The following is a 21,741-nucleotide window of genomic DNA, read 5'->3' as shown; positions in this document are numbered from 1 at the left end:
CCCCCCCCCCCCCCCCCCCCCCCCCCCCCCCCCCCCCCCCCCCCCCCCCCCCCCCCCCCCCCCCCCCCCCCCCCCCCCCCCCCCCCCCCCCCCCCCCCCCCCCCCCCCCCCCCCCCCCCCGCTCCGGGCCGACCGCCGTCCCACCGTCACGACGCTGTTGGCGGTGTCGGCTAGCGTGACCTCATGGCTGACGATCTGTGGGACTCCGACGACGATCCGACCGACCTGGGCCGGCTCGTCAACGCCGACCCCGACTCCGTCCATATCGAGTTGCTGGCCGCCTCGGACCGCGACGAGAGCACTGCAGCCTCGCTATACCGGGTCTCCCTCCCCACCCACCGCACGCTGTCCGCGGCCCAACGGCGCTTCGTGCTCGCGTTGGACGCCGCCAGGGCCGATGCCGAGGAGCTGGCCCAGCAACTGGCGGCGGTGGAGGTCCCCGGGGCGCCACCGCTCGGCTGGCGGGTGGACTGGGTCAGGGGCTCGCAGCTGGACTCGCGCCTGCACTGGACGCTGACCGGTCACCAGCAGGCGGTGACCACCGTCGACACGGCCCAGGTCGCCGGTCGGTCGCTGGCCGTCACCGGGAGCCGGGACGGCACGGTCCGGATCTGGGACCTCACCACCGGCGCCGAGGCCTTCCCCGCCCTGCGCCTCGGCACCGACACCCGCAGCTCGCTCGACGCCGAGGTGGACCGGGTCGCCACCGTCACCCTGGACGGTCGTGACCTCGCGCTGCTGCGCCACCGGCAGCCCGGCAGCGAGGAGCGGGTCCTGCTCCTCGACCTGGTGACCGGGACACTGGTGGGCGAATGCGTCCGTGTCGCGGCCGTGGCGGACCTCGACGGTCGCAGCGTCGTCCTGACGGTCGAGGACGACCGGACCCTGCACCTCTGGAACACCGCCACCGGCGCGCAGCTCGGCGCCTCCGTCCCCGCGCAGCTGCTCGCCGACGAGCACGGCCACCCGCTGGCGCTGCGTGCCGAACTCGACGGTACGACACGGTTCTGGGACTTGTCCGACCTGTCCGGAGCTTCACTTGGCACTCCGCTCGACGCACCGCCGGCCGATGCCGCCGACGAGCTCGCCGATCCGCGCGCCACCGTGCTGGTGGTCGACGGACGCCTGCTCGCCTGCGCCTTCGACGCCGTCGACGTCTCCCACCTCACCGACGGCGACACCGCGGTGGTCGTGCTGGGCGACCTGGCCGCCGCCTGCGGGCTTCGCTCCGGCGCCGTGGCGCGGACCTCCCCGTACGTGGAGATATCCGGCCACCCGGTCACCCTGTTGCGTGACCACGGTGGTCTGCTGCGTGTGTGGGACCGGGTGACCGCCTCCCGTGCCGGCGCCGACGGGTGGGTGGTGACCACCGAGGAGCTGGGCGGCCAACCGATCCGCTTGCCGGCGCAGCCCGAACAGTGCCCCTGGAGCTGGGACCCCGCCGACCCCGCCCCGGCCGTGGCCGCCGCCGAGCTCGACCCGGCCACCACCGTCCTGGGCACGGTCGTCGTCGACGGGCGGGTGTTCCGGCTGACCACCGACGCCGACCACGCGGTGCGCGTGCTGGACGGCGCCTCGGGTACCGAGGCGCGCAGGCCCTTCGCCAACCACAAGGACCGGGTCCGGGCGGCCGCCATGGCCGTGGCGGGCCAACGGGTGTACGGGCGCGGACCCCTCGCCGGGACGATCCGGGAGGAGCTCCGGGCGGTGACCGCCGGCCAGGACCGGGCGGTGCGGATCTGGGCGACGGACCTCGCGCGGCAGATCAACGAGCCGCTGAAGGGGTACGCCGGGCAGGTGTGGGACGTGGCGACGGCGACGGTGCGCGGGTACCCGGTCGCCGTCACCGCCGGCGCGGACCACACCGTGCGTGTCTGGCACATGTGGCACAAGCCGGCCCTGCGGTGCACCGAGATCCGCGGGCACGGCGACACGGTGCTGGCGGCGAGCATCAGCACCGAGGTGGGAAGCCGGCCGCTCGTGGTCACCGCAGGCGCGGACGGGACGGTGCGCACCTGGGACCTGCCCTACGGGCTCCCGACGGGTGAGAGCATCCGGATGGAGGCGGTCCTGGCGGCGGTGGCCCGGGTGGGTGAGCGCCGGGTGGTGGTGACCGCGAGCGCGGATGCCGTCCTCCGCCGCTGGGACCTGTCCGGCCGCACGGAGCTCGACCAGGCCATGACCGGCCACACCGGCCGGATCGTGGGCCTGGCGACCGCCACCGTGGACGGGCGGGCCGTCGCGGTGAGCGCGGGGACGGACGCCACCGTGCGAGTGTGGGACATGGCGACCGGGCAGCCGGTCGGCGCGCCGCTCACCGGCCACACCAGCCGGATCACCGCACTCGCCACTGCCACCGTGGACGGGCGGGCGCTGGCCGTGACCGGGAGTTGGGACCGAACGGTGCGGGTGTGGGACCTGGCGAACGGGCAGCAGCTCGGCGCACCGCTGACGGGCCACGCCGACTGGGTGACGGCGCTGACCACCACCACGCTGGACGGCCACCCCATCGCGGTCACCGCCGGCCGGGACGGCACGGTCCGCACCTGGAGCCTGCGCGACCACGCCCCACTCGCCGGGCACGAGCCGCTGCCGGGCCGCCCCGCCGGTCCGGTGCGCAGCCTGGCGGTGGTGACGGCGGACGGCGGCGCCCCGCGGCTGGTCACGACGAGCGACACCGAGCCCTGCCAGGTCTCCGTCCGCGATCTGAGCACAGGCGCCGAACTCGACGCACCCCTGGTCTTCCCCGCCGCGGTCACCGCCCTCCTGCCCCACCCGGAGGGGCGCGTGGTGGTCTGCTACGGCACCGAGTTGGCCCTGCTCGCCGCCCGCTGACGGTCCCTCGGGAGCCGCTCGCGGCTTTGCTGCGCTCGCGGACTCCGCTGCTCAATTCGCTGCTGGGGATGTAAGGGGAGCGGCGTGATCCGTTCCTGTGGTCGCTTCCTTGTCGTGCGGCTGACGGGGTGGTGTGGATGTCGATGCGGCCTCAGGTACTGCCTGAGATCCCGGAGCTGACCGCGGCGGTGGCGGGCGCGGCGTTCCCGGACGGTTTCGCTGGCGATGCGGGTGCGCGAGCGGCTGGCAGTGGTGTTCGCGGACGAGCCGTTCGCTGGGGCGTTTGGGGTACGTGGGGCGCTGGGGCTGGCGCCGGGGATGTTGGCACTGGTCACGGTGCTGCAGTTCGCCGAGAACCTCACCGACCGGCAGGCCGCCCAGATGACGGTGCGCGCCATCGACTGGAAATACGCCCTCGGGATGGAGCTGGCCGATACCGGCCTCGACTTCACCGTGCCGGCGAAGTTCCGTACCCGGCTGGTCGAACACGGTATGGCAGGACGGAGTCCGGATCCGGGCACTGACCAGCAGTCTTCGCACCCGGGCCAGGACGGAGCCGGCGGCCCAGGTCGGCCCCCCACCGCGGGTCAGCGGCCTGGGCCCGCGGCAGTTCCCAGACGATCGAGGGCGAGGTCGCCAGCCCGGGTCAAGCTCGCCAACAGGATCGTATTGTTCGGGCCGGCCCCGCAGCAGGACCGGGCGACGCGTGGCAGCGAGGCGAGCAGTTCGCCGGTGACTGCGTGCCAGCAGCGAACGACCTGCTCGTAGCCCGAGGTGATCAGGACGGACTCCCCGGCAAGGCGCAGCGCGGACACATCGGGCAGTGGCTCTCCGGCATCGATGGGTTCACCCACGGGCTCGCCGGTGCGCAGATCCCACCGGTGGACGAGACCCTCAAACTCGGTGCCGACGACGAGCGTCGCACCGCCGGGCAGGTCCACGGTCGTCACCCGGGCGATGTCGGGGATGTCGGTCTCTTGGACCTGTAGCGGAGGGCCGAGCAGTTGCCCGGTGAGCGCGTCGATGCGCTGCACCTGGCCGCCTCGGTTGCCGCAGACGATCACCACCGTGCCGTCGTCCAGCGTGCGGCAGTTGACCGAGAGCGCGCCGGTATCGGGCTCGAGTACGTCACCGACCAGTTCGCCGGTGAGGGCGTCGATGCGGAAGACGCCGTCCTCGCCGGCGCCGACGACGATGGCGCGGCCGCCTGGCAGCACGGCGGCGTCGATGCCCCAGAACTCGGAGTCGCACAGCCCCCAGCCGGGAAGCTGCTCGCCGGTTCGGGCGTCCCAGCGCACGATGTCTGCCTGCTCGGTGGCCGCTGCCAGCACGGGGACACCGTCGGCGTGGACGGTGGCGAACCCAAGCGCCGCATCGGAGGTCCCCGCAGCCCGCCACAGCCGGGCGCCGGTGTCCGGATTCCAGCGACACACACCGTCCGACCCCGACGACACCAGCAGCACGCCGTGATCAGCGCTCGTACTTACCAGCGCCACACCGGGGTTGGGGGCGTGTGCCCCCGCGATACGGACCACCTCGGCCACGTCCGCAAATCCCGCCCAGTGTCCCACCTCGTAGCCCTCCCCATCACGCCGCCATCCGAAGGCAACCGTAGCCAAGCGCACTGACAACCGTCTCCGCAACATCACTGGCCGTAAGCAGCAGTCACACGCCGGGCCGGCAATGACCTGCCCCATCAACGGGCCTTGTAGTGCTCCCCGCGGGGCTGGCCGGGCTGTGCACGAGGTCCCGCTCACACGGCCGGCGGGCGGCGGCAACCGTGCTCGCCCCACGCCATCGCCGCGCCCGCCACCGCCGCGGTCAGCTCCGGGATCTCAGGCAGTACCTGAGGCCGCATCGACATCCACACCACCCCGTCAGCCGCACGACAAGGAAGCGACCACAGGAACGGATCACGCCGCTCCCCTTACATCCCCAGCAGCGAATTGAGCGACGGAGTCCTCGCGGCTTCGCTGCGCTCGCGTGGTACTCCAGGTGAGCAGTTGTCAATGTGTGTGGATGAGTTGACCCAGCCGAAGGGCTGTCCCGCAACTACTGGCCGCAAGGTCCGCCTGGAGTCGGAAGCGTGCCCGGACTTCGGGACCTCTGGATGGGGGCAGGGCACTGCTGAGAGACTGCAGGCATGGGATCTTGGGGGAGTCTGGGGCCAGCGGTTTTGTCCCTGGCGGGAGTTGCACTCGGTGCGGTCGGATCACTGTTCGGGCAGTACCTGGTGTCACGGGCGAGTACTCGGCAGTTGGCAGTCCAGGAGGCGGCCGCGCACCGCGCCGAGCTCAAGAACGTGATCCTCAAGTTCCTGAGCGTCGCGTTTCGGGTGGCGAAGGAGGCATCCGCATGCCTGCCCAACGGCGAACGTGCGGCGGGTGGTGTGCTTGATCAGCTCGTGGACGAGCTGTGGCTGGCGCAGGCGGAGATCGATCTGGCGGCCAGGACCGAGCCGCTGCGGGGGGCTACCTACCGCTATGCTGCTCGCCTGGCGGAAGCCGCCCGCGGCGAAGCGCCGGGCGCATCCGAACTGGGTAGGGCACAGGTCGAGTTCATGGACGCTGCCTATCAGGATCTCTGGCCCGGTCAGCGGCGAGAAGCGTGAGCACTCGGCACCACCGGTAGGCCCCGCGTGAAATGGTCACGCCGTGCATGCCGTGATCACCGCGTCGAAGCCCTCCTGGACAGCCCCCGTGTTAAAGCCGGCGGCCGACCGCATCATCGACCACGTCGGCCCACTGCTCGCGCTCAAGCCCCGCCGCCGCTTCCGCAAGGACACCGTGCTGATCGTGGACGGCATCCTGGTCCCCACCCGCAACCAAACGATCGCCGCGCAGTCGAAGAACTACCGGTACTCCACCAACCACCAGGTCGTCATCGACGCCCACATCCTCCTGGTCGTCGCCATCGGCGGACCTCCGCCGGGCAACCGCAACGACTGCAAGGCGTGGGAGGGGAGTCCGGTGTCAAGGCTGCCGTCGGCAGGACCACCACGATTGCCGACGGCGGCTACCCCGGAACCGGCCTGGTCATCCCACATCGACACCCCAGGGGAGGCGAGCTCACCGAATGGCAGGCCGAGCAGAACCGCGAGCACAAGCAGGTCCGTGCCCGCGTCGAGCACGTCTTCGCCCGGATGAAGACCTGGAAGATCCTCCGCGACTGCCGTCTCCAGGGCGACGGCGTCCACCACGCCATGCTCGGCATCGCCGCCTGCACAACCTCCGCCAAGCCGCGTAAGCGAGCCGATCCCGCGACGGCCAGTCCCGCCCGAACCACTGAAAGATCGATGACGGGACAGCCCTGAGGCATTCTCGTCAGTCGGCCGTGAGGATGCTCGGCTCCTCTCCGCGATACGGTATCCGTCGGTATCGGCTGCCGTCGTTCAGTTCCCTGCCTGTGGAGGCGGATCGGGCAACGGCTCCGGTCTACGCTCGCCCCATGACGATGACCTATGAGTGGCGGGGTGACTTCGACAACGTTGCGGTCAACGCCCTGCATGCAGCGGGCTTCGATCACCGATCCGTGGACGTCGACTGGCTGACCCGGGTGCAGCGGCACAGCCTCGGCTGGGTCTGTGCGCGTGATGACGGTGAACTCGTCGGCTTCGTCAACGTCGTATGGGACGGCGGCGTTCACGCGTTCATCCTCGACACCGTGGTCGCGGGAGCTCGCCGTCGGTCCGGAATCGGAGCCGAACTTGTCGCCGTGGCCGCCCGGCAAAGCCGCGAGGCCGGTTGCCAATGGCTTCACGTCGACTTCGTGGACGACCTGCGGTCGTTCTACTTCGACGCCTGCGGGTTCAAGCCGACAACGGCAGGTCTTATCGCGCTCTGATCTGGCAAGGACGCACCTGCACGATGGCATCCGGTGGCGTCGAGATTCAGCGGGCCTCGTGGCCCACCGTCACAACGGAGAGGCAGCCGGGTACGTGGCTCACCGTTCGGGTGGGTCGCCTGGAAGATCAGCCGCGGATCGCCGTCGTACTCGGGCCGCACGGAGAAACGATCCCCGTCACCGGCGTCGATGTGCCAGTGGTCGCATTGACCGTCGGGGTTCCAGTCGTCGGAGGCGTTGATGTCGAATGGCGCCATTGCGGCGTCCAGCGCTGCGCGCAGTCCCTGCGGTGGGGTCGGCTGAAGGCGGACACTGACAGAAAAGTGGCTCACACCTGGCCCACCCCTGGTTTCTGATCACGACCGAGCGGTTGATGGTGGCCCGCCCTGTGTCCGTGCGCCGCGGCCTTCACACCACCGCAAGGGAGGCACCGTTCTCGGTCGGGCTGCAAACGTCGCGGGGGCCTGCGCACCCCCCCGAGAACTCGTAACGGAATGAGCTCCCGCGGTGCCGTGCTGATGGGAATCCACTGGCATGGAGATCCCGGGGTGAGCCACGATGCCTCCCGTATCCCCTGAACGGAGGAGAGCTGTGGCTGATGTCGCTCCGATGGATCTTGTTGTTCTCGCCGATGACGAGGGCAACAGCGTCAGCGTCAGGGTCCTGGGGCGGCACCCGCGATGGCCTGCCGGCCTGGCGGCAAAGATCGTCGTCGAGACGCCCTTTGTGCGTGGATGCCTCGATCTGGCCTTGTCGGCCTCGAAGTTGGAAGCCTGGGGTCATGCCCTCGACAGGCTTGACGCCGGGGAGGACATCTCCTGGATGGAGATGAGCAGGGGGCCGTCCGTCTTCATCCAGCTCACCGGCGAGCGCGCCTGCCCGGAGGTGGTGGTCGAGGACGAGACGGTCTCAATGGTGACCGTGCGCGTTCCGATCGACCTGCCGGAGGAGTGGATCGCGGACCATCGCGGGCGCCTCCGTGATCTGGTGGCTTCCTGGACATCGATCCCGTCGGAGTAGGAGGCCGGCCGGCAGCAGCAGATCCGTGCGCATCCCGGGCTCGGCTGGGCCTCGTGGATGCGTTGCGGATCTTCCAGCGGATCCGGAGCCCGGAGCCGACGGAAGTGGTGCAGGAGAACAGCGCGGCTTGTCACTTGCGCCGACGTTCCTCCTGCATGCGGCGGTAGCGCGCCCCTGATCGTCTGGCATGTGCCGTTCTGCGCTTCCGCTCGGCTTCCGCGCGGGCCCGCGCAGCTGCCGCACGTTGCTTCTCGGCTTCTGCGCGCGCTCGCACGGCGTCCGCACGCTGTTTCTCGGCTTCCGCATGGTCCTGTCGGCGGGCTTCGGCGTCGGGGGCCTGGGAGGTCGGTTCCGCGTGGGGCCACGGAGGGGGCGATGTGTCCGTGTGCCAGGTGGGCCCGTCCTGGTCGGCTTGCGCGTACGGCCAGGGAGGAGGCGGTTCAACCGGACTCACCGGCCGCACGGCTCGGCCGACGGTGATCCACCGGCGGAACACGACGCAGGCGGCCGGCGGCGCGAGGAGGAACGCGAGCAGCCACAGCATGATGTCCGTGGGCGAGTAGGTGCCGTGGGGCGGGGGACCGGGGAGGAACGAGCCCACCAGCATCATCAGCATGATCAGCGTCAGCCAGGTGACGACGACCACGAGCGCCGCCCGGGCGGCAGCCAGCAGACACCCCATTGCTCCCCCTCAGGACGGTGTCGGCATCGTAGCGCCGACGCGCACAACTACGCTTCCCAGCTGCACCCTTCGGCCCTGTCCTGGTGTGCGATGGTGACCTCTCGGCAGTGCAGTGCAGTGCAGTGCAGTGCAGTGCGGGCGGCGGGGAGGACCTGGTCCGGGTCTGGGACCTGGCCACCCGGGAGCAGGTCGGCCAGGATCTGGTCTTCCCCCTGCCGGTGGGAGCCCTGGCGATGACACCGGGTGGCCGGCTGCTGGTCGGCGTCGGTCCGCATGTCGCTGCGCTGAGATATCACCGCTGACGTACCACCACTGACGTGTCGCCGCTGACGTACCACCACAGAAGCCGCCCACTAGGATCCCGTCGTGGTGGACGAAGACCCGGAGTGGCCCGAGGACGAGTACCTGCGCTGCCTGCGGGGCGAACGCGCCAGGTACGCCTGGGTCCTGTGCACCTACGGCGGCATGACGTCGGCGCAGGCCGATGCGGAGGCGGCGGCGTTCTACCCCTACGAGCTGCCCGGCGCGCCCCATCGTGGGCTGGTCTTCCACGACGAGGCGTGGCACTGGGCGATGCTCGGGCTCAGGGGCGACTACTACTGGGGTGACCACCCCGACCTCGCCCAACCCCCGGCGGCGTACCGGGCGCTGGGCGAGCCGGACTGAGAGCCGGACCGAGCCGGAGCGGCGGCGGCCCGCAGGAGCAACGCCGACCGCTGCTGCCGGCTCAGTACTGAGTGGAGATGGTCACGCCGCTGAAGTCGGTCTGCGCGTAGAGGCTGATGTACCGGTAGCCGGCCGTGGTGTTGGTGACGGTCAGGCTCTGGCTGGTGCCGTTGTTGAGCGACCCCTGGGTGTAGGCGCTGGGGACGGCCCAGGTGTCGGGGTCGTAGAGCAGGTAGGCGGTCCCGGTGCCGCCGCTGCTGGTGACGGTCAGCGTGGTGGTGCCGGCCGGGAGGTAGATGTAGTAGTACTCCAGGTTGCCCGCGGTCGCGGCCTGGTCGGTGCGGTAGCAGTTCTGCGCCAGGACGCGGGTGTCGGTCGCGGTGCAGGCGGTGGTGCCGCCGACCACGCAGGCGCCGGCGGCGCAGGCGTCCAGCCAGGTGGTGAAGTCGGCGTCGTAGGCGGTGCCGATGGAGTTGTAAACCGCGTAGCCGCCGGAGTAGTCGCCGGTGCGGAAGTGGCTCAGCATGGCGGCGATGACGTCCGGGTGGCGCTCGACCATGTACCGGACGGCCAGGTAGCCCCACGGGTAGGTGCGGGTCTCGTCGCTGTTCTGGTAGGTGTTCTGGAAGAGCGTGCTGAGCGCGTAGGTGTGCTTGGGGGCCTCGGCCACCGCGCCGGTGTCGGTCACGTTCCGGTAGGTGTAGGAGACGTACTCGGCGACGCCCTCGATCCACCACACGTCCGGGACGACGGTCTGCTGGGTGAAGTCGCCCTTCAGGTCGTAGCGGCCGTCGAGGGCGTGGGTGTACTCGTGGTTGAGGTTCCAGATGCCGGCGGTGAAGCCGTCGTCGCCGTTCTGGTAGGTGAGGGAGAGCGGCTGGTTGGTGGGGTCGGTCGGGTCGCCGACCAGGGTGATGCCGCCGTTGTCGGTGCTCACGCCGTAGATCCCGCCGGCGTAGGTCTGGTAGTCCTGCGGGCTGGCGAAGACCACCAGTTGCAGCGAGGACTCGTACTGGCCGGGGATCGGGCCGTCGTCCTTGACCAGGTTGTGGACGAACGGGTCCTGGTTCTGCAGGCTCGCGCAGACGGCGGACAGGTCGGCCGCGGTGAGGCTCTGCGCCAGGATGCCGTGCGTGGCGTCGCAGGTGTGACTGATCGGCAGCGCGGCGGCCTTGAGCTGCTGGGACAGGTTGCAGACCCCGTAGTAGGAGCAGTTCGCCTGGTCGTAGTAGCCGACCATGCCGGCGACCCCGACCCACAGCGGGGCCGTGGGGCCGGTGATCGAGGAGACGTCGAGCAGGCCCTTGGCCAGCGGCCGCACGGTGGCCGCCAGCGCCGGGTGCTCGATGAAGCGGGACGTCTCCAGCCCGGCGTTGGCGTCCAGGAAGGAGTCGGCGGTGCCGAGCAGGTCGGTGTGGTGGAGCGCGAAGTCGTCGAGCGTGGTGATGATGCCCGGGTCGGCGGTGACCGCGGCGACGAAGTCCGGGTTCTGGTGGCCCCGGAAGAGCGGGGTGTAGACGGAGTTGACGAAGTTCACCATCGACCAGGACGAGTTGTACGCGCTGCTGTAGGCGTTCAGGACCTGCTGGTAGGTGGTGAGGTAGCGGGCCTGCAGGTTGGCGGAGTCGGTGAGGATCATGACCTGGCCGGCGACCTCGCCGTTGCCGTCGCTGACGTCGTTCAGGTGGGGGCCGGCGACGAAGGTGTCGAGGCCGGCCTGCACCGCGCTGGTGAGCGAGGCGTCGTAGCTGCCGACGTCGGTGGAGTCGTAGTACTGGACGTAGTACCCGGCCTGCAGGAAGTACGCCAACTGCCAGGTCCCGGTCGAGTCGTCACCGGCGTAGCCGGCGGCGGCGCTCCGGAACCCGTTGGCCACGGTGATCATCTGGCTCTCCTGGAACACCCCGGCGGCGTTGCCACCGCTGATGGTGAAGAGCGAGCTGATGCAGTCGATGGTCGAGTCCGCGACGTAGGAGACCAGGTCGGAGCCGGTGCGGCCGGCGAAGTCGGCGGGGGTGCAGGAGGTGGTGGCGGGCCCGGCCGTGCGTGCGGGTGCCGTCGGGACGGCGGACTGCGGTGCACGCGGGGGGAGTTGGGCGGGGGCGAGCCGCCCGTTCTGCACGGCGTCCCGGCCGCGGCCGCTGCCGATGAGGTCGGTGCTGGTGATGCTGCCGGTCGGCGGCAGGCCGCGGTGGGGGGTGGCGGCCTGGTCGACCTGCTGGGCGGGCTCCGCCGTCGCGGGGGCGGAGCTCGGGGCGGTGTGGCGCTGGGCGTCGGTGTGGCGCTGGGCGTCGGTGTGAGTCGGGGCGGCGTAGCTCGGGGCGACGAAGACGGCGGCTGCCGTGGTCGTGGCGGTGAGCAAGGCGATGAATCCGGGCAGCCGTAAGAGCTGACGCATCATCACTCCTCGGTGGGGGACCAGTGGATGCGCCTCGGGGGCCGATGAGGGAGGCGTTGTGAGGCACGGTCCCACGCGCCGACTGTCAGATCAATGACATGTGAAATATTATCATGTTGATCTTGGTGGCGACCGCCCGTCAGTGCGTGGTGATCCGGCCGCCCGCGACGTCGATGGTGAGGCCGGTGAGCCAGGCGGCGGCGTCGGAGGCGAGGAAGAGGGCGGCCTGGGCGACGTCCTGGGTGCTGCCGATCCGACCCAGCGGATGCGCGGCGGCGACCTGGCGGGCGACCTCGGCGGGCATCTGCTGCGCCACCTTCTCGGTACGAATGGCCGACGGGGCGAGGCAGTTGACGCGGATCCCGTGCGGGCCGAGCTCGGTGGCGAGGTGGCGGGTGAGCATGACCAGGCCGGCCTTGGCGGTGGCGTAGGCGAGGTTGGCCTGACTGGGTTCGCGGCCGGCCGACGAGGCCATGGTGAGGATGGTGCCCCGGCCGCGTTCGAGCATCGCGGGCAGGAAGGCCTGGATGGTGAGGAAGGTCGAGGTCAGGTCCGAGTCGAGGATCTGCCGCCAGCGCTCCTCGGTCAGTTGGGGCGACGGAGTGGGGTGGCCCTGGCCGCCGGCGAAGGCCGCCAGGACGTCGACCGGGCCGAGCCGCTGCGCCACCTCGGCGCGGACTGACTCCAGCGCCGCGGAGTCGGTCACGTCGGCGACCACGCTGATCGCCTGGCTGCGGGGTTCGTCCTGCCCGCCACCTGCGGTGAGCCCGGCGCGGACGGCATCCAGCGCCTGTCGGTCACGCCCGACGATGCAGACCCGGGCCCCCTGGGCGGCGAAGGCACGCGCGGTCCGGGCGCCGATGCCGCGCGAGCCGCCGGTGATCACGACGGTCTTGCCGGCCAGGTCGGGGTAGCTCGCCAGGGCCGGGAGATCGGTGGCCGTGTCGGATGTCCGCGTCCCGTTCATGCGCCCGCACTCCCGCGCACGACGCGGTGCCGGGTGGCGGGGAGCCGGACGGCCGCCAGCACCAGCCAGACCAGGCCGCCGAACCGGACCACCGGGAGCAGGTAGTCGAACCCGTCGGCCAGCAGGGTGAGCGAGGAGACCATCCCCACCGCGGCGAGGGCCAGGCCGGTCCAGGCGAGCGGGCGGGGGAGCAGGTGGGCGAGCAGGCCCGGGACCGCGACGCCGGCGATGAGCAGGGCGAGCATCACGGCGAACCCGGGGCCGCCGCTAAGGAACGAGAGGTCGGCCAGGGCGCGGGCCAGGGCGGGGGAGGCGTCGGCCGGCAGGCGGCCGCCGGTCCAGGCGAAGCCGCCGCCGGCGGCGAGTGCGGCGGAGGCCAGGATGCCGCCGGTCAGGGTGATCGCCGAGCCCGGTGCGGTGATGCCGAGGGCGCGCAGGCGCCGGTAGAGCACGGCGGCCGTGAGCGCCAGCGGCACGGCGGAGGAGAAGAGCAGGTAGGCGCCGACCCGGACGGTGGTGGCGTGCGCCCGGGTGTACTGCAGCACGGCGGTGCCGGTGGCGTCGGGGTGCGGGGTGGCGCGGTTGACCACCACGTACGCGATGGTCAGTGCCGCGAAGGCGAGCACGGGGGCCAGCAGCGGTGGGCCGGACTGCGGTCGGCGGCCGGTGTGGGGCGCCCGCGGGGGCGTCTGCGGGGGCCTCTGCTGCGGCGGTGCTTCCTGGTGCTGGGCTCCCCGGGTGGGGGAGGGGGCTGCGCTGGGGCTCATGACTGTGCTCCTCGAGTAGGTCCTATACCAAAGATAATGATTACATCGCGGAACGATTGTCAAGCAGCTATCATGTTCGCATGAGTATGAATCCTCCCGAGGGTGCGTCGCCCGCCATCGGCGGCGCGGCCTTCCTGCTGGCCCAGCTCGGCTCGCACGCCGCCGGACTCTTCGCCGACCGGATCGCCGGCCTCGGGCTGACCCCCGCGCAGGCCGGCCTGCTGCGACTGCTGGCCTTCACCCCCGGCCGCAGCCAGCGCGAGCTCGCCGACGATCTGGGGATGCCGCCGAGCCGGTTCGTCCCGTTCGCCGACGAGTTGGAGGCGCGCGGCCTGATCGAGCGCCGCCGCAACCCCACCGACCGCCGGCTCTACGCGCTGTACCTGACCGACCAGGGCACCGCGCTGCTGGCCGGCCTGCGCGAGGCGGGCATGGCGCACGAGCGCCAGGTGTGCGAGGCCTTGACGCCGGAGGAGCACGGGCAGCTGATCGGGCTGCTCCGCCGGATCGCCGAGCAGCAGGAGCTCACCCCGGGGGTGCACCCCGGGTACCGGTCGCTGCGCCCGGAGGGGAAGCACTGACGGGCGGCGGTCACTGAACGGCGGCCGGCGGCCGGCGGCTGGCGGCTGGCGGCTGGCGACCGGCGGCTGGCGAGCGGGTGGCGGTCGGTTGCGCCTGCGAAGTGCTGGTGGCCGATGGGCAGCTGACGCTCGGCTCGGTCGAGCTGCCGGCGCTGCGCCCGATGACCATGGTGCACGCCGAGGGTCCGATGCCGGACGGGAGCTTCGGGATGGTCTTCGGTGCGCTGAAGGACCGGCCGACCCCGGTCCCGGGCGGCCTGTTCGGCAGTGCCGACGGCCTCGCGGGGTCCGACAGCGCCGGGGGCCTCGACAATCCTGCGGGTTCCGACGACTCCGATGGGGCGGACGGCCTGTTCGGGCTCGGTGTCCAGACCCAGTACGGCTCCTCGGCCGCGCTCTACGGCGGCGGCGACCCCAGCGAGCTGCCTCTCAGCTTCAGGCTCGACTCGCCGCTGCTCGGCGCGGACTGCCGGATCGGCACCGACGCCCAGCCGGTCATGCTGCACCTGGTCCGCTCCGGCCCGAGCACCTGGCTCTCGCAGAACCCGCCGCTGATCCGGTTCTCGGCCTCCAGCACCTTCCCGACCCCCGCCGTCACCGGCTGCGGCCCGCTCACCGACCTGCTCGACCAGCGCCTCGGCCTGCCCGCCGCCACCGGCAGCCAGGTCTCGTACACCGCGGAGTACACCTTCGAGTCGTACGATCGGCTCTCGCAGCTCCCCGCCAACTGACCATCGCAGAGTGACACTTCGGCCGCCGCCGAAGCGACCCGCTCCTACGGTGGCCCCATGACGACCACCACCACCCCCGGCAACGCGACCCACGCGTTCACCCGGCACGCCGAGCCGGCCGGCGCCCTCGCCGACCCGCGCCTGGTGCCGCTGCCCGCCGCCTCCGGTCCACCGGGCACTGCGACTGGCTGCGCGCCACGGTGGCCCGGGTCAGCCTCGGTTCGCTGCTCTTCCGCACGGCGCTGGGCGCCGCGGTGGCGGCCGCCGTGGCGGTGCGCGACGGGCGGCCGGCAGCGGGCGGCGCCGCGGTGCCGAGCTACCAGGCGGTGCAGGAGCTCATCAGGCGTCAGGATGACTGGGGCTGAGGCGAGTTGGCGAGCACCAGGTCGATCAGGCCGGGGAAGCGCGCGTCGAACTCCGGGCGGCGCAGCCGGTTGAGCCGCTTGGGGCCGGCGTCGCGCTGCTCCAGCAGGCCGGACTCGCGCAGCACGGCGAAGTGCCGGCTGAGCGTCGCCTTGGTGACCGGCACGTCGAAGCTGCCGCACGCCCGCTCCCAGTCGCCGGAGCCGGCGAGCTCGCGGACCAGGGTCTGCCGCACCGGGTCGGCGAGGGCGAGCAGGGCGGCCTCCAGGGTCACCTGGTCGGGGTCGGCGTGGACCGGGGCGCTGCGGTAGCCCGGAGCGCTCGGCTGCTGTCCGGTCGTCATGGTCACTGCTCCGTCCTGGGGTCGGCCGTTCCCTCGCCGCCGTCCGGGGGTGCGCGGCGAGGGATTGCCCGAGTGTTCGATGATCTGCTAACACTATGGGTGTTCGTCTTGCGACTAACACTTTAGCGGCTTCGGAGGGAAGCGCACATGTCCCAGCAGTCACCAGTCGTCCCCACCGGGGCGCGGCCCGGGCTCGCGCTCTTCGCGGCCTGCCTCGGCTTCGTGGTCATCATCCTCGACGTGAGCGTGGTCAACGTCGCCACCAAGGCGCTGGCGGCCGACTTGGGCGGCAGCCTGGCCGGCCTGGAGTGGGTGATCAACGGCTACACCCTGACCTTCGCCGCCTTCCTGCTCACCGCCGGGGCGATGGGCGACCGCCACGACCCACGGCGGATCTTCGTCCGGGGCTTCCTGCTCTTCGCCGTCGCCTCCTTCGCCTGCGGTGCCGCGCCCGACCTGGCGGTGCTGATCACCGCCCGGGTGGTGCAGGGGGTGGGCGCCGCGCTGATCGTGCCCTCCTCGCTGTCGATCGTGAACGCCAACCACCCGGACCCGGTGCGGCGGACCCGCGCCATCAGCCTGTGGGCCGCCGCCGGCGGGGTGGCGCTGGCGCTCGGGCCGGTGATCGGCGGTCTGCTGGTGGACGGCCTCGGCTGGCGGTCGATCTTCTTCGTGAACGTGCCGGTCGCGGCCGTCGGCATCGTGGCCACCCGCCGGTACGCGCTGCCCGCACCCGCGCCGGCCGCCGCACCCGCCCCGGCCGCCGTGCCCGGCGCCGGCCGGCGCTCGCTCGACCTGCCGGGGCAGCTCCTCGCGGTGCTCGGCCTGGGCGCGTTGACCGGTGCGATCGTCGAGGCCAACGCCCAGGGCTGGACCGGGCCGCTGGTGCTGGGCTGCCTGGCGGTCTTCGTGCTCGCGCTGCCCGGCTTCCTGGCGGTGGAGCGGCGCGGCGCGGACCCGATGCTGCCGTTGGGGCTGTTCCGCCGGCCGGCCTTCGGTGCCACCGCGCTGATCGGGGTGCTGGTCAACTTCGCCTTCTACGGCCTGGTCTTCGTCTTCAGCCTGTTCTTCCAGCAGGTCTGGTCGTACTCGCCGATCCGGACCGGGCTGGCCTTCCTGCCGATGACGGCCGCGATCCTGGTCGCCAACCTCTGCTGCGGGCCGCTGGTGCGCCGGTTCGGCGCCCGCCGGGTGCTGATCGGCGGCGGCGTGCTGGCCGCCGCCGGTTACCTGCTGGTGCTGCCGGCCGTCGGCGGGCACCACTACCCCGCGCTGGTGCTGCCGTTCCTGGCCGCCGGGTTCGGTCTCGGGCTGGTGGTGCCGGCGATGACCACCACCATGCTGGCCGCGGTGGACCGGGCGAACGCCGGGATCGCCTCGGGCGTGCTGAACGCCTCCCGGCAGCTCGGCGGTCTGGTCGGGGTGGCGGTGATGGGCCTGCTGGTCGGGCCGGCGTCGGCCGGGCAGTTCCGGGACGGGCTGCGCGTGGCACTGGTCTGCGCGGTGCTGGCGCTGGCGGTCGCCGCGGTGCTGGGTGCGGTCGGCGTCCGGAGCGGCGCGGCACCGGTGTCCGTGCCCGGCAGCCCGGCGCGCGAGCGGGAGGCCGCGCAGGCGATGGCGGACGCCCGCTGAGCCGGCCCGCACGTGCCGGCGGCGCACCGGAGGACCTCCTCCGGTGCGCCGCCGTCGGGTGCGGGGCGGGGTGCGCCTAGCGGGCCGGCCAGGTGGGCAGGATCTGCCGCTTGAAGGTGTACGCGGTCACCCCGGCGAACGAGGCGTACCAGGCCAGCGCCGCGTCGACCAGGCCGAGCCAGCCGCCGGCCTTGGTGGCGGAGGTGCTCGGCCCGAAGGCGCCCGCCGCCAGGACGGCGAAGGTGATGGTCAGCACCGCGAAGACGGCCAGCACGGCCCCGCTGACCCGGACCGCGGCCACCGTCATGTAGGCGGTGAAGATGGCCCAGGCGAGCAGGAAGAGTCCGATCGCCTTGTGCAGGTCCGGGTTGGTGGCGGCGGCCGGGACGGCGTCCTTGACGAGGAAGTAGTAGGCGAGCCAGAAGGCGCCGAAGGAGCTGAACGCGGTGGCGCCGAAGGTGTTGCCCTTGCGGAACTCCCACATTCCGGCCAGCAGCTGCGCCAGACCGCCGTATGCCAGGGCGAGCGGCAGGACCACCACGCTCAGCTTGTCGCTCAGCAGGTTGGCGTTGAAGCAGCTGAGGACCATGGTCGTCATGGCGAAGCCGGCCAGGCCGAGCGGGGCGGGGTCGGCGATCTCGGCGGCGACGGGGGACGGAGCTGACTGCTGGGTTGCCACGGGTGTCTTCCTTTCAGGGGAGTGGGATGACGACGCGACAGAACACATATGTTGACGTGAATAGCTGTTTTGAAACACCCGTTGCACGCGTCTTTTTTGTGACTTCTGGGGTACTGCGGACCCGCCCCTGGGAATACTGGGGCCGCAGTTGCCCCTGTGACTGGTGGTGCCACAGCTGGCCACGACCGGGAAAAGTTAGTAAGGCGGACGATATGACAAATCGTCAACCGCCGCCGATTTCAGCCCTGGAAATTCGAACAGAGTTCGCCCGTTCGGAGGAGTGAACGGGATCCGCCGTTACGACGAATGCGTGCCCGGCTCCGCGTCCGACTTCTCGGGCACATCCGCGACGTCGGCCGTCGCGGGGTCGGTGGCCCGGCCGAAGTCCTCGGCGGTCATCAGGTCGGTCTCCTCGGCCCACGCCGCCCAGTCCGCCAGCGCCTCGTTGACCCGGATCGCCGCCTCGATCGCGATCCGCTGGGCCCGGGTCTTGCGGCTGGTGCCCCACTCGCCGCGGTCCTTGGCGCCGGCGTAGGTCCGCAGCGCCTGGCCGTACTGCTGGTAGTACTGCCGCTCGGCCGCCAGGTGGGCCTTGAGCTCCTCTGGCTCCATCAGCCAGAAGAAGAACGACCGGAGCAGGGTCTCCAGGCGGAAGCTGTGGTCCACCTCGACCTCGGCCAACCAGCGGCGCACCTCGGCTAGGCCGGCGTCGGTGATCCGGTAGGCGGTCCGCCGGCGGGGGCCGTAGCTGTCCACCTCGATCAGCTCGGCCGCGGCGAGCCGGGACAGCTCGGAGTAGATCTGCGGGTGCTGGGCGGGCCAGACGCTGCCCAGCCCCTCCTGGAAGCGGCGGGCCAGGTCGTACCCGCTGGCGGGCCCTTCCGCGAGCAGTCCGAGCAGGCCATGACGCAGCGACATCCGCAGCTCCTCGCCGGCAGTTCTGGCTCCCTCGGTCGCCAGAAACCTCATGTTGACACATGGATCTTGACACACGCTCGAGCACAGTGGAAGCATGACATGTCGAAAGGAACATGTCCCACGAATCATGTACCACGATCCATGTCAGTCATGGAGAGGGTTGAGGCGTTCTCATGTCCAACAAGTCACGAGCGGTCCTGGTCACCGGTGCGGCCGGCGGCGTGGGTGTGGCCACCACGCGCGCGCTGCTCAAGGCGGGGTTCCGGGTCTACGCGGGGATCCACAGCCACACCGGCGACCTGCCCGAGTCGCCCGACGTCCACGTGCTCAAGCTCGACCTCACCGACCCGGAGAGCATCGCCGCCGCCGTCGCGGCCGTCCGGGCCAACGGGGACAACGGGCTGGCCGGCGTCGTCAACAACGCCGGCGTCATCGTCCAGGGGCCGATGGAGCTGGTCCCGGCCGAGGAGCTGCAGCGCCAGTTCGAGGTCAACGTCTACGGTCCGGCGCTGGTCACCCGCGCGTTCCTGCCGCACCTGCGCCGCGGCAAGGGGCGCGTCGTCAACATCACCGCCTCCACCGCGCGGGTGCCGGGCCCGTTCTTCGGCCCGATCTCGGCCAGCAAGGCGGCGCTCCAGGCGCTGTCCGACGCCCAGCGGGTCGAGCTGGCGCACTGGAAGATCCCGGTCGTGGTGCTGGAGCCGGGTGCGCTGCAGACCGAGATCTTCGTCAAGGCCGACGCCGCCTCCCAGCGGGCCGCGGCCGTGCAGTCGCCCGAGCTGGTGGCGCTCTACCGCGACCAGCTGGCGGCGGTCGGCAAGGCGATGGCGAAGATCAAGCCCTCCTCGCCGACCATCCTGGCCGACGCGATCGTCAAGGCGCTGACCGTCGGCAAGCCCAAGCCGCGCTACAACGTCGGCCCGGACACCCGGCTGGTCGGCCTGGTCTCCCGGCTGCCGCTGCGCACCCGGGACCGGATGATCAGCGGCGTGATGGGTCTCAACAAGATCAAGCCGGCGGCCTGAGGCGGCCGCGAACCCGGGGGAGGAACGGATGAGTTCGCGCAACGCCGCCTCGGCGGACGCCCGCACCATCGTGCTGGTCGGAGCCACGTCGGGCATCGGCCGCCAGGCGGCGGTGCAACTCGCCTCCCGCGGCCACCGGTTGATCCTGGTGGGCCGCAACGCCGGGCGCGGCCAGGCCCTGCTGGCCGCGCTCGGCGGCGCGTCCACCGCGGCGCCGCCGGTCTTCGTGGCCGGCGACGTCTCGACCCGGTCCGGGGTCGAGCAGGTCGCCCGGGCGGTCCGGGCGAAGACCGGGGCCGTGGACACGCTGATCAACAACGCCGGGGTGATGGTGTCGCCCCGGCGGGTCACCGACGAGGGCATGGAGCTGAACTTCGCGGTGCACCACCTCGCGCCGTACTCCATGACCGGCCTGCTGCTGCCGCTGCTCGACCGCGGCGACGGACGGATCGTCAACACCAACTCGGAGGGCCACCGTGCGGCGGTCTTCGGTGGCAGCGCCGACCTGGACTTCGAGGACCTGCAGAGCGCGCGGCGCTACGACACCTTCGGGGCCTACAGCCGCACGAAGCTGGCGAACCTGCTCTTCACCTACGAGTTCCAGCGCCGCCACCCGCGGTACAGCATGGTCGCCGTGCACCCGGGCATGGTCCGCACCCGCCTGGTGCGCTCGGTGTACAACCCGGCGATCCGGCTGCTGACCGCGACCACCCGGTGGTTCCTGCTGCCGCCCAGCCAGGGGGCCAAGCCACTGGTGCAGCTGGCGACCGCGGCAACCGTCCAACCGGGCCGCTACTACGACCGGTTCACGCCGGTCTCCTCCTCGCCGGCCTCGCTGGACCGGCACACCGCGCGGCGGCTCTGGGCGGAGACCGAGCGGCTGCGCGGCCCGTTCGCCGAACTGGCGCGATAGCCGGCGGTTCGCGCGCATCCGCGCGGCACCCGCGCCCCCACCAGCCCCTCGCCGACCGGCCCCATTCCCCCGCGGCCGGTCGGCGAGGCTTCGCCATGTCCGCATCCATTCGATTCCCCGCTTCCAGCGGATTCCCAGCTTCCTCCCGGAATTCCCGTGCGGGTCGCCCCCGGTGTTCCGGGTATCCGTCCGGCGGACGCCGGATGATTCCCGGTCCGACCGCGCGGGGCGGGTCCGGCATTCGTTCTAAAGAACGGACCGGCCGGTTCGGACACGGCCCTGAGGTGGCGGAATCGACAAACCGGTGTTCCGATATCCGGGCATTCGGGCGGCCCTCCGCACGCTGATCGACGAACGGCTGCGGAGGGGTCGTTCGGTGGGCTCCCAGCGGCCTCTCAGGCGTCCCAGCAGCCCCTGATGAAACGTCAGTGCTGTTGTACGATGGATGCGAATCGCGATCACCGGCCTGTTCGCCGGTGAAGCGGGGGAGACGGGGGTCACGGCAATGGAGTTCTACCTGCTCGGATCGCTCGCAGTCAGATCGGGCGACCGGCTCAGCATTCCGAAGGTATCCAAGCAGCGCAAATTACTGGCCGTTCTCATACTGAATGCAAATCACATGGTCCGTACCCAGACCCTGATGAAGGAGCTCTGGGACGAAAATCCGCCGCGCAGTGCCGCAGCCACGCTGCAGACCTACATCAGCCAGCTGCGGCGCTTCCTCGCCGAGGCCGGCGAACTGACCGCGGAGGACGTGACGAACCGGATCCTGCTCACCGAGCCCGGCGGTTACCTGCTGCGGGTCGACCCCGAGCGGATCGACGCCGCGCGCTTCGAGGCCGAGGTGGCCCGGGGCCGGTTCGCGCTGGCCAGCCAGGAGGCCGCCGCCGCGGTGCACCACTTCCGCGAGGCCACCGGCGGCTGGGACGGGGTGGTGCTGGAGAACGTCACGCACGGGCCGGTGATCGAGGCCCAGGTCCGGCGGTTGGAGCAGCTCTGGCTCTCCACCGTGGAGCAGTACTTCGACCTCGAGCTCCGGGCCGGCCGGCACCACGAGATCCTGGCGAAGCTGACCGGGGTCGCGGCGGCCAATCCGCTGCACGAGAACCTGCACGGCCAGCTGATGACCGCGCTCTTCCGGTGCGGGCGCCGCGCCGCCGCCCTGGAGAGCTTCCGGACGCTGCGCACCCGGCTGGTCGAGGGCCTGGGCCTGGAGCCGGCGCCCCAACTGGAGCGCCTGCACCAGCACATGCTCACGACCGACAGCTCGGCGAGCGAGCGCGGGGTCTGCCCCTGAGCGAGCAGGCCCTGAGCGACGAGGCCGGTGGGGGCGGCGGCCGCAACGCCCGCCGCACCCAAAGCCCGGGAAGAAAAAAAA

At 71.6% G+C, this 21,741-nt stretch carries 20 protein-coding genes and 2 pseudogenes; 14 read left to right on the top strand and 8 right to left on the bottom strand.

Annotation, left to right across the window (positions count from 1 at the left end):
* Positions 1-183: 183 nt before the first annotated feature.
* The gene (locus ACQRUO_RS31435; RefSeq protein WP_428319514.1) at positions 184-2,835 is read left to right on the top strand and encodes a WD40 repeat domain-containing protein; all 2,652 of its coding nucleotides are present in this window, start codon (positions 184-186) and stop codon (positions 2,833-2,835) included.
* A 225-nt stretch (positions 2,836-3,060) separates the two neighbouring features.
* Positions 3,061-3,261 (top strand): annotated as a pseudogene (locus tag ACQRUO_RS31430) (transposase); the annotation flags it as partial.
* Between the two features lie 161 nt (positions 3,262-3,422).
* On the opposite strand, the gene ACQRUO_RS31425 reads toward ACQRUO_RS31430, so the two are convergent.
* Positions 3,423-4,379, bottom strand: coding sequence for a WD40 repeat domain-containing protein (locus ACQRUO_RS31425; protein WP_428319513.1), 957 nt, complete (start codon positions 4,377-4,379; stop codon positions 3,423-3,425).
* A gap of 713 nt (positions 4,380-5,092) precedes the next feature.
* On the opposite strand from ACQRUO_RS31425, the gene ACQRUO_RS31420 reads away from it, so the two are divergent.
* The 4 genes and pseudogenes from ACQRUO_RS31420 (at position 5,093) to ACQRUO_RS31405 (ending at position 7,698) form a co-directional block, all read left to right on the top strand.
* Positions 5,093-5,446, top strand: a complete 354-nt coding sequence (locus ACQRUO_RS31420; protein WP_428319512.1) for a hypothetical protein — start codon at positions 5,093-5,095, stop codon at positions 5,444-5,446.
* Positions 5,447-5,534: 88 nt separating this feature from the next.
* Positions 5,535-6,081: pseudogene (locus ACQRUO_RS31415) on the top strand (transposase); the annotation flags it as partial.
* 201 nt (positions 6,082-6,282) lie between these two features.
* Positions 6,283-6,678, top strand: a complete 396-nt coding sequence (locus ACQRUO_RS31410; protein ID WP_428319511.1) for a GNAT family N-acetyltransferase — start codon at positions 6,283-6,285, stop codon at positions 6,676-6,678.
* A 591-nt stretch (positions 6,679-7,269) separates the two neighbouring features.
* A complete protein-coding gene (locus ACQRUO_RS31405) occupies positions 7,270-7,698 on the top strand; it encodes a DUF5959 family protein (protein ID WP_428319510.1) in 429 nt (142 codons plus the stop codon).
* Between the two features lie 130 nt (positions 7,699-7,828).
* On the opposite strand, the gene ACQRUO_RS31400 is transcribed toward ACQRUO_RS31405, so the two are convergent.
* Entirely contained in the window at positions 7,829-8,380 is a 552-nt protein-coding gene (locus tag ACQRUO_RS31400) for a hypothetical protein (protein ID WP_428319509.1), read from the bottom strand.
* Between the two features lie 366 nt (positions 8,381-8,746).
* Between ACQRUO_RS31400 and ACQRUO_RS31395 the strand changes: the two genes are divergently transcribed.
* A complete protein-coding gene (locus ACQRUO_RS31395; RefSeq protein WP_428319508.1) occupies positions 8,747-9,046 on the top strand; it encodes a hypothetical protein in 300 nt (99 codons plus the stop codon).
* A gap of 61 nt (positions 9,047-9,107) precedes the next feature.
* Here ACQRUO_RS31395 and ACQRUO_RS31390 read toward each other — a convergent pair whose 3' ends face one another.
* The 3 genes from ACQRUO_RS31390 to ACQRUO_RS31380 all read right to left on the bottom strand — a co-directional run bounded on the left by ACQRUO_RS31390 (position 9,108) and on the right by ACQRUO_RS31380 (position 13,178).
* The gene (locus ACQRUO_RS31390; RefSeq protein ID WP_428319507.1) at positions 9,108-11,444 is read right to left on the bottom strand and encodes a collagenase; all 2,337 of its coding nucleotides are present in this window, start codon (positions 11,442-11,444) and stop codon (positions 9,108-9,110) included.
* A gap of 139 nt (positions 11,445-11,583) precedes the next feature.
* Positions 11,584-12,411, bottom strand: a complete 828-nt coding sequence (locus ACQRUO_RS31385) for an SDR family NAD(P)-dependent oxidoreductase (RefSeq protein ID WP_428319506.1) — start codon at positions 12,409-12,411, stop codon at positions 11,584-11,586.
* Positions 12,408-13,178: a DUF4386 domain-containing protein gene (locus ACQRUO_RS31380; RefSeq protein WP_428319505.1), complete on the bottom strand. Its 771-nt coding sequence runs from the start codon at positions 13,176-13,178 to the stop codon at positions 12,408-12,410. Before ACQRUO_RS31380 ends, ACQRUO_RS31385 begins: the two co-directional genes overlap by 4 nt.
* Positions 13,179-13,258: 80 nt before the next feature.
* On the opposite strand from ACQRUO_RS31380, the gene ACQRUO_RS31375 reads away from it, so the two are divergent.
* From ACQRUO_RS31375 to ACQRUO_RS31365, 3 genes are all read left to right on the top strand, one after another.
* Positions 13,259-13,759, top strand: coding sequence for a MarR family winged helix-turn-helix transcriptional regulator (locus tag ACQRUO_RS31375; RefSeq protein WP_428319504.1), 501 nt, complete (start codon positions 13,259-13,261; stop codon positions 13,757-13,759).
* Between the two features lie 107 nt (positions 13,760-13,866).
* Positions 13,867-14,490, top strand: a complete 624-nt coding sequence (locus ACQRUO_RS31370; RefSeq protein WP_428319503.1) for a hypothetical protein — start codon at positions 13,867-13,869, stop codon at positions 14,488-14,490.
* A 200-nt stretch (positions 14,491-14,690) separates the two neighbouring features.
* Positions 14,691-14,855 (top strand): hypothetical protein, encoded by a 165-nt coding sequence (locus ACQRUO_RS31365; RefSeq protein WP_428319502.1) that lies wholly within the window; start codon positions 14,691-14,693, stop codon positions 14,853-14,855.
* Here ACQRUO_RS31365 and ACQRUO_RS31360 read toward each other — a convergent pair.
* A complete protein-coding gene (locus ACQRUO_RS31360; protein WP_428319501.1) occupies positions 14,837-15,196 on the bottom strand; it encodes an ArsR/SmtB family transcription factor in 360 nt (119 codons plus the stop codon). The two genes, ACQRUO_RS31365 and ACQRUO_RS31360, sit on opposite strands and share 19 nt — an antisense overlap.
* Before the next feature lie 147 nt (positions 15,197-15,343).
* Between ACQRUO_RS31360 and ACQRUO_RS31355 the strand changes: the two genes are divergently transcribed.
* Positions 15,344-16,828 (top strand): MFS transporter, encoded by a 1,485-nt coding sequence (locus tag ACQRUO_RS31355; protein WP_428319500.1) that lies wholly within the window; start codon positions 15,344-15,346, stop codon positions 16,826-16,828.
* Positions 16,829-16,904: 76 nt separating this feature from the next.
* Here the strand turns inward: ACQRUO_RS31355 and ACQRUO_RS31350 are convergent, their stop codons facing one another.
* Both ACQRUO_RS31350 and ACQRUO_RS31345 read right to left on the bottom strand, forming a co-directional pair.
* Positions 16,905-17,507: an acetate uptake transporter gene (locus ACQRUO_RS31350; protein WP_428319499.1), complete on the bottom strand. Its 603-nt coding sequence runs from the start codon at positions 17,505-17,507 to the stop codon at positions 16,905-16,907.
* 297 nt (positions 17,508-17,804) lie between these two features.
* The gene (locus tag ACQRUO_RS31345) at positions 17,805-18,425 is read right to left on the bottom strand and encodes a PadR family transcriptional regulator (protein ID WP_428319498.1); all 621 of its coding nucleotides are present in this window, start codon (positions 18,423-18,425) and stop codon (positions 17,805-17,807) included.
* A gap of 173 nt (positions 18,426-18,598) precedes the next feature.
* On the opposite strand from ACQRUO_RS31345, the gene ACQRUO_RS31340 reads away from it, so the two are divergent.
* The 3 genes from ACQRUO_RS31340 to ACQRUO_RS31330 all read left to right on the top strand — a co-directional run bounded on the left by ACQRUO_RS31340 (position 18,599) and on the right by ACQRUO_RS31330 (position 21,660).
* Entirely contained in the window at positions 18,599-19,450 is an 852-nt protein-coding gene (locus ACQRUO_RS31340) for an SDR family NAD(P)-dependent oxidoreductase (RefSeq protein WP_428319497.1), read from the top strand.
* Positions 19,451-19,478: 28 nt separating this feature from the next.
* A complete protein-coding gene (locus ACQRUO_RS31335; protein ID WP_428319496.1) occupies positions 19,479-20,363 on the top strand; it encodes an SDR family NAD(P)-dependent oxidoreductase in 885 nt (294 codons plus the stop codon).
* A gap of 445 nt (positions 20,364-20,808) precedes the next feature.
* On the top strand, positions 20,809-21,660 hold the full coding sequence (locus ACQRUO_RS31330; RefSeq protein ID WP_428319495.1) for an AfsR/SARP family transcriptional regulator: 852 nt from the start codon (positions 20,809-20,811) through the stop codon (positions 21,658-21,660).
* The last annotated feature ends 81 nt before the right edge of the window (positions 21,661-21,741 follow it).

Source organism: Kitasatospora sp. LaBMicrA B282, assembly GCF_050325825.1.
Taxonomy (GTDB): Bacteria; Actinomycetota; Actinomycetes; order Streptomycetales; family Streptomycetaceae; genus Kitasatospora.
This window is presented reverse-complemented; position numbering and strand designations above follow the sequence as displayed.

Bases quoted from the DNA above. Each gene is read 5' to 3' on its own strand.
- ACQRUO_RS31435 (WP_428319514.1), top strand. From the start codon at position 184: ATGGCTGACGATCTGTGGGACTCCGACGACGATCCGACCGACCTGGGC.
- ACQRUO_RS31410 (WP_428319511.1), top strand. From the start codon at position 6,283: ATGACGATGACCTATGAGTGGCGGGGTGACTTCGACAACGTTGCGGTC.
- ACQRUO_RS31400 (WP_428319509.1), bottom strand. From the start codon at position 8,380: ATGGGGTGTCTGCTGGCTGCCGCCCGGGCGGCGCTCGTGGTCGTCGTC.
- ACQRUO_RS31390 (WP_428319507.1), bottom strand. From the start codon at position 11,444: ATGCGTCAGCTCTTACGGCTGCCCGGATTCATCGCCTTGCTCACCGCC.
- ACQRUO_RS31385 (WP_428319506.1), bottom strand. From the start codon at position 12,411: ATGAACGGGACGCGGACATCCGACACGGCCACCGATCTCCCGGCCCTG.
- ACQRUO_RS31380 (WP_428319505.1), bottom strand. From the start codon at position 13,178: ATGAGCCCCAGCGCAGCCCCCTCCCCCACCCGGGGAGCCCAGCACCAG.
- ACQRUO_RS31375 (WP_428319504.1), top strand. From the start codon at position 13,259: ATGAGTATGAATCCTCCCGAGGGTGCGTCGCCCGCCATCGGCGGCGCG.
- ACQRUO_RS31360 (WP_428319501.1), bottom strand. From the start codon at position 15,196: ATGACGACCGGACAGCAGCCGAGCGCTCCGGGCTACCGCAGCGCCCCG.
- ACQRUO_RS31355 (WP_428319500.1), top strand. From the start codon at position 15,344: ATGTCCCAGCAGTCACCAGTCGTCCCCACCGGGGCGCGGCCCGGGCTC.
- ACQRUO_RS31345 (WP_428319498.1), bottom strand. From the start codon at position 18,425: ATGTCGCTGCGTCATGGCCTGCTCGGACTGCTCGCGGAAGGGCCCGCC.
- ACQRUO_RS31340 (WP_428319497.1), top strand. From the start codon at position 18,599: ATGTCCAACAAGTCACGAGCGGTCCTGGTCACCGGTGCGGCCGGCGGC.
- ACQRUO_RS31335 (WP_428319496.1), top strand. From the start codon at position 19,479: ATGAGTTCGCGCAACGCCGCCTCGGCGGACGCCCGCACCATCGTGCTG.
- ACQRUO_RS31330 (WP_428319495.1), top strand. From the start codon at position 20,809: ATGCGAATCGCGATCACCGGCCTGTTCGCCGGTGAAGCGGGGGAGACG.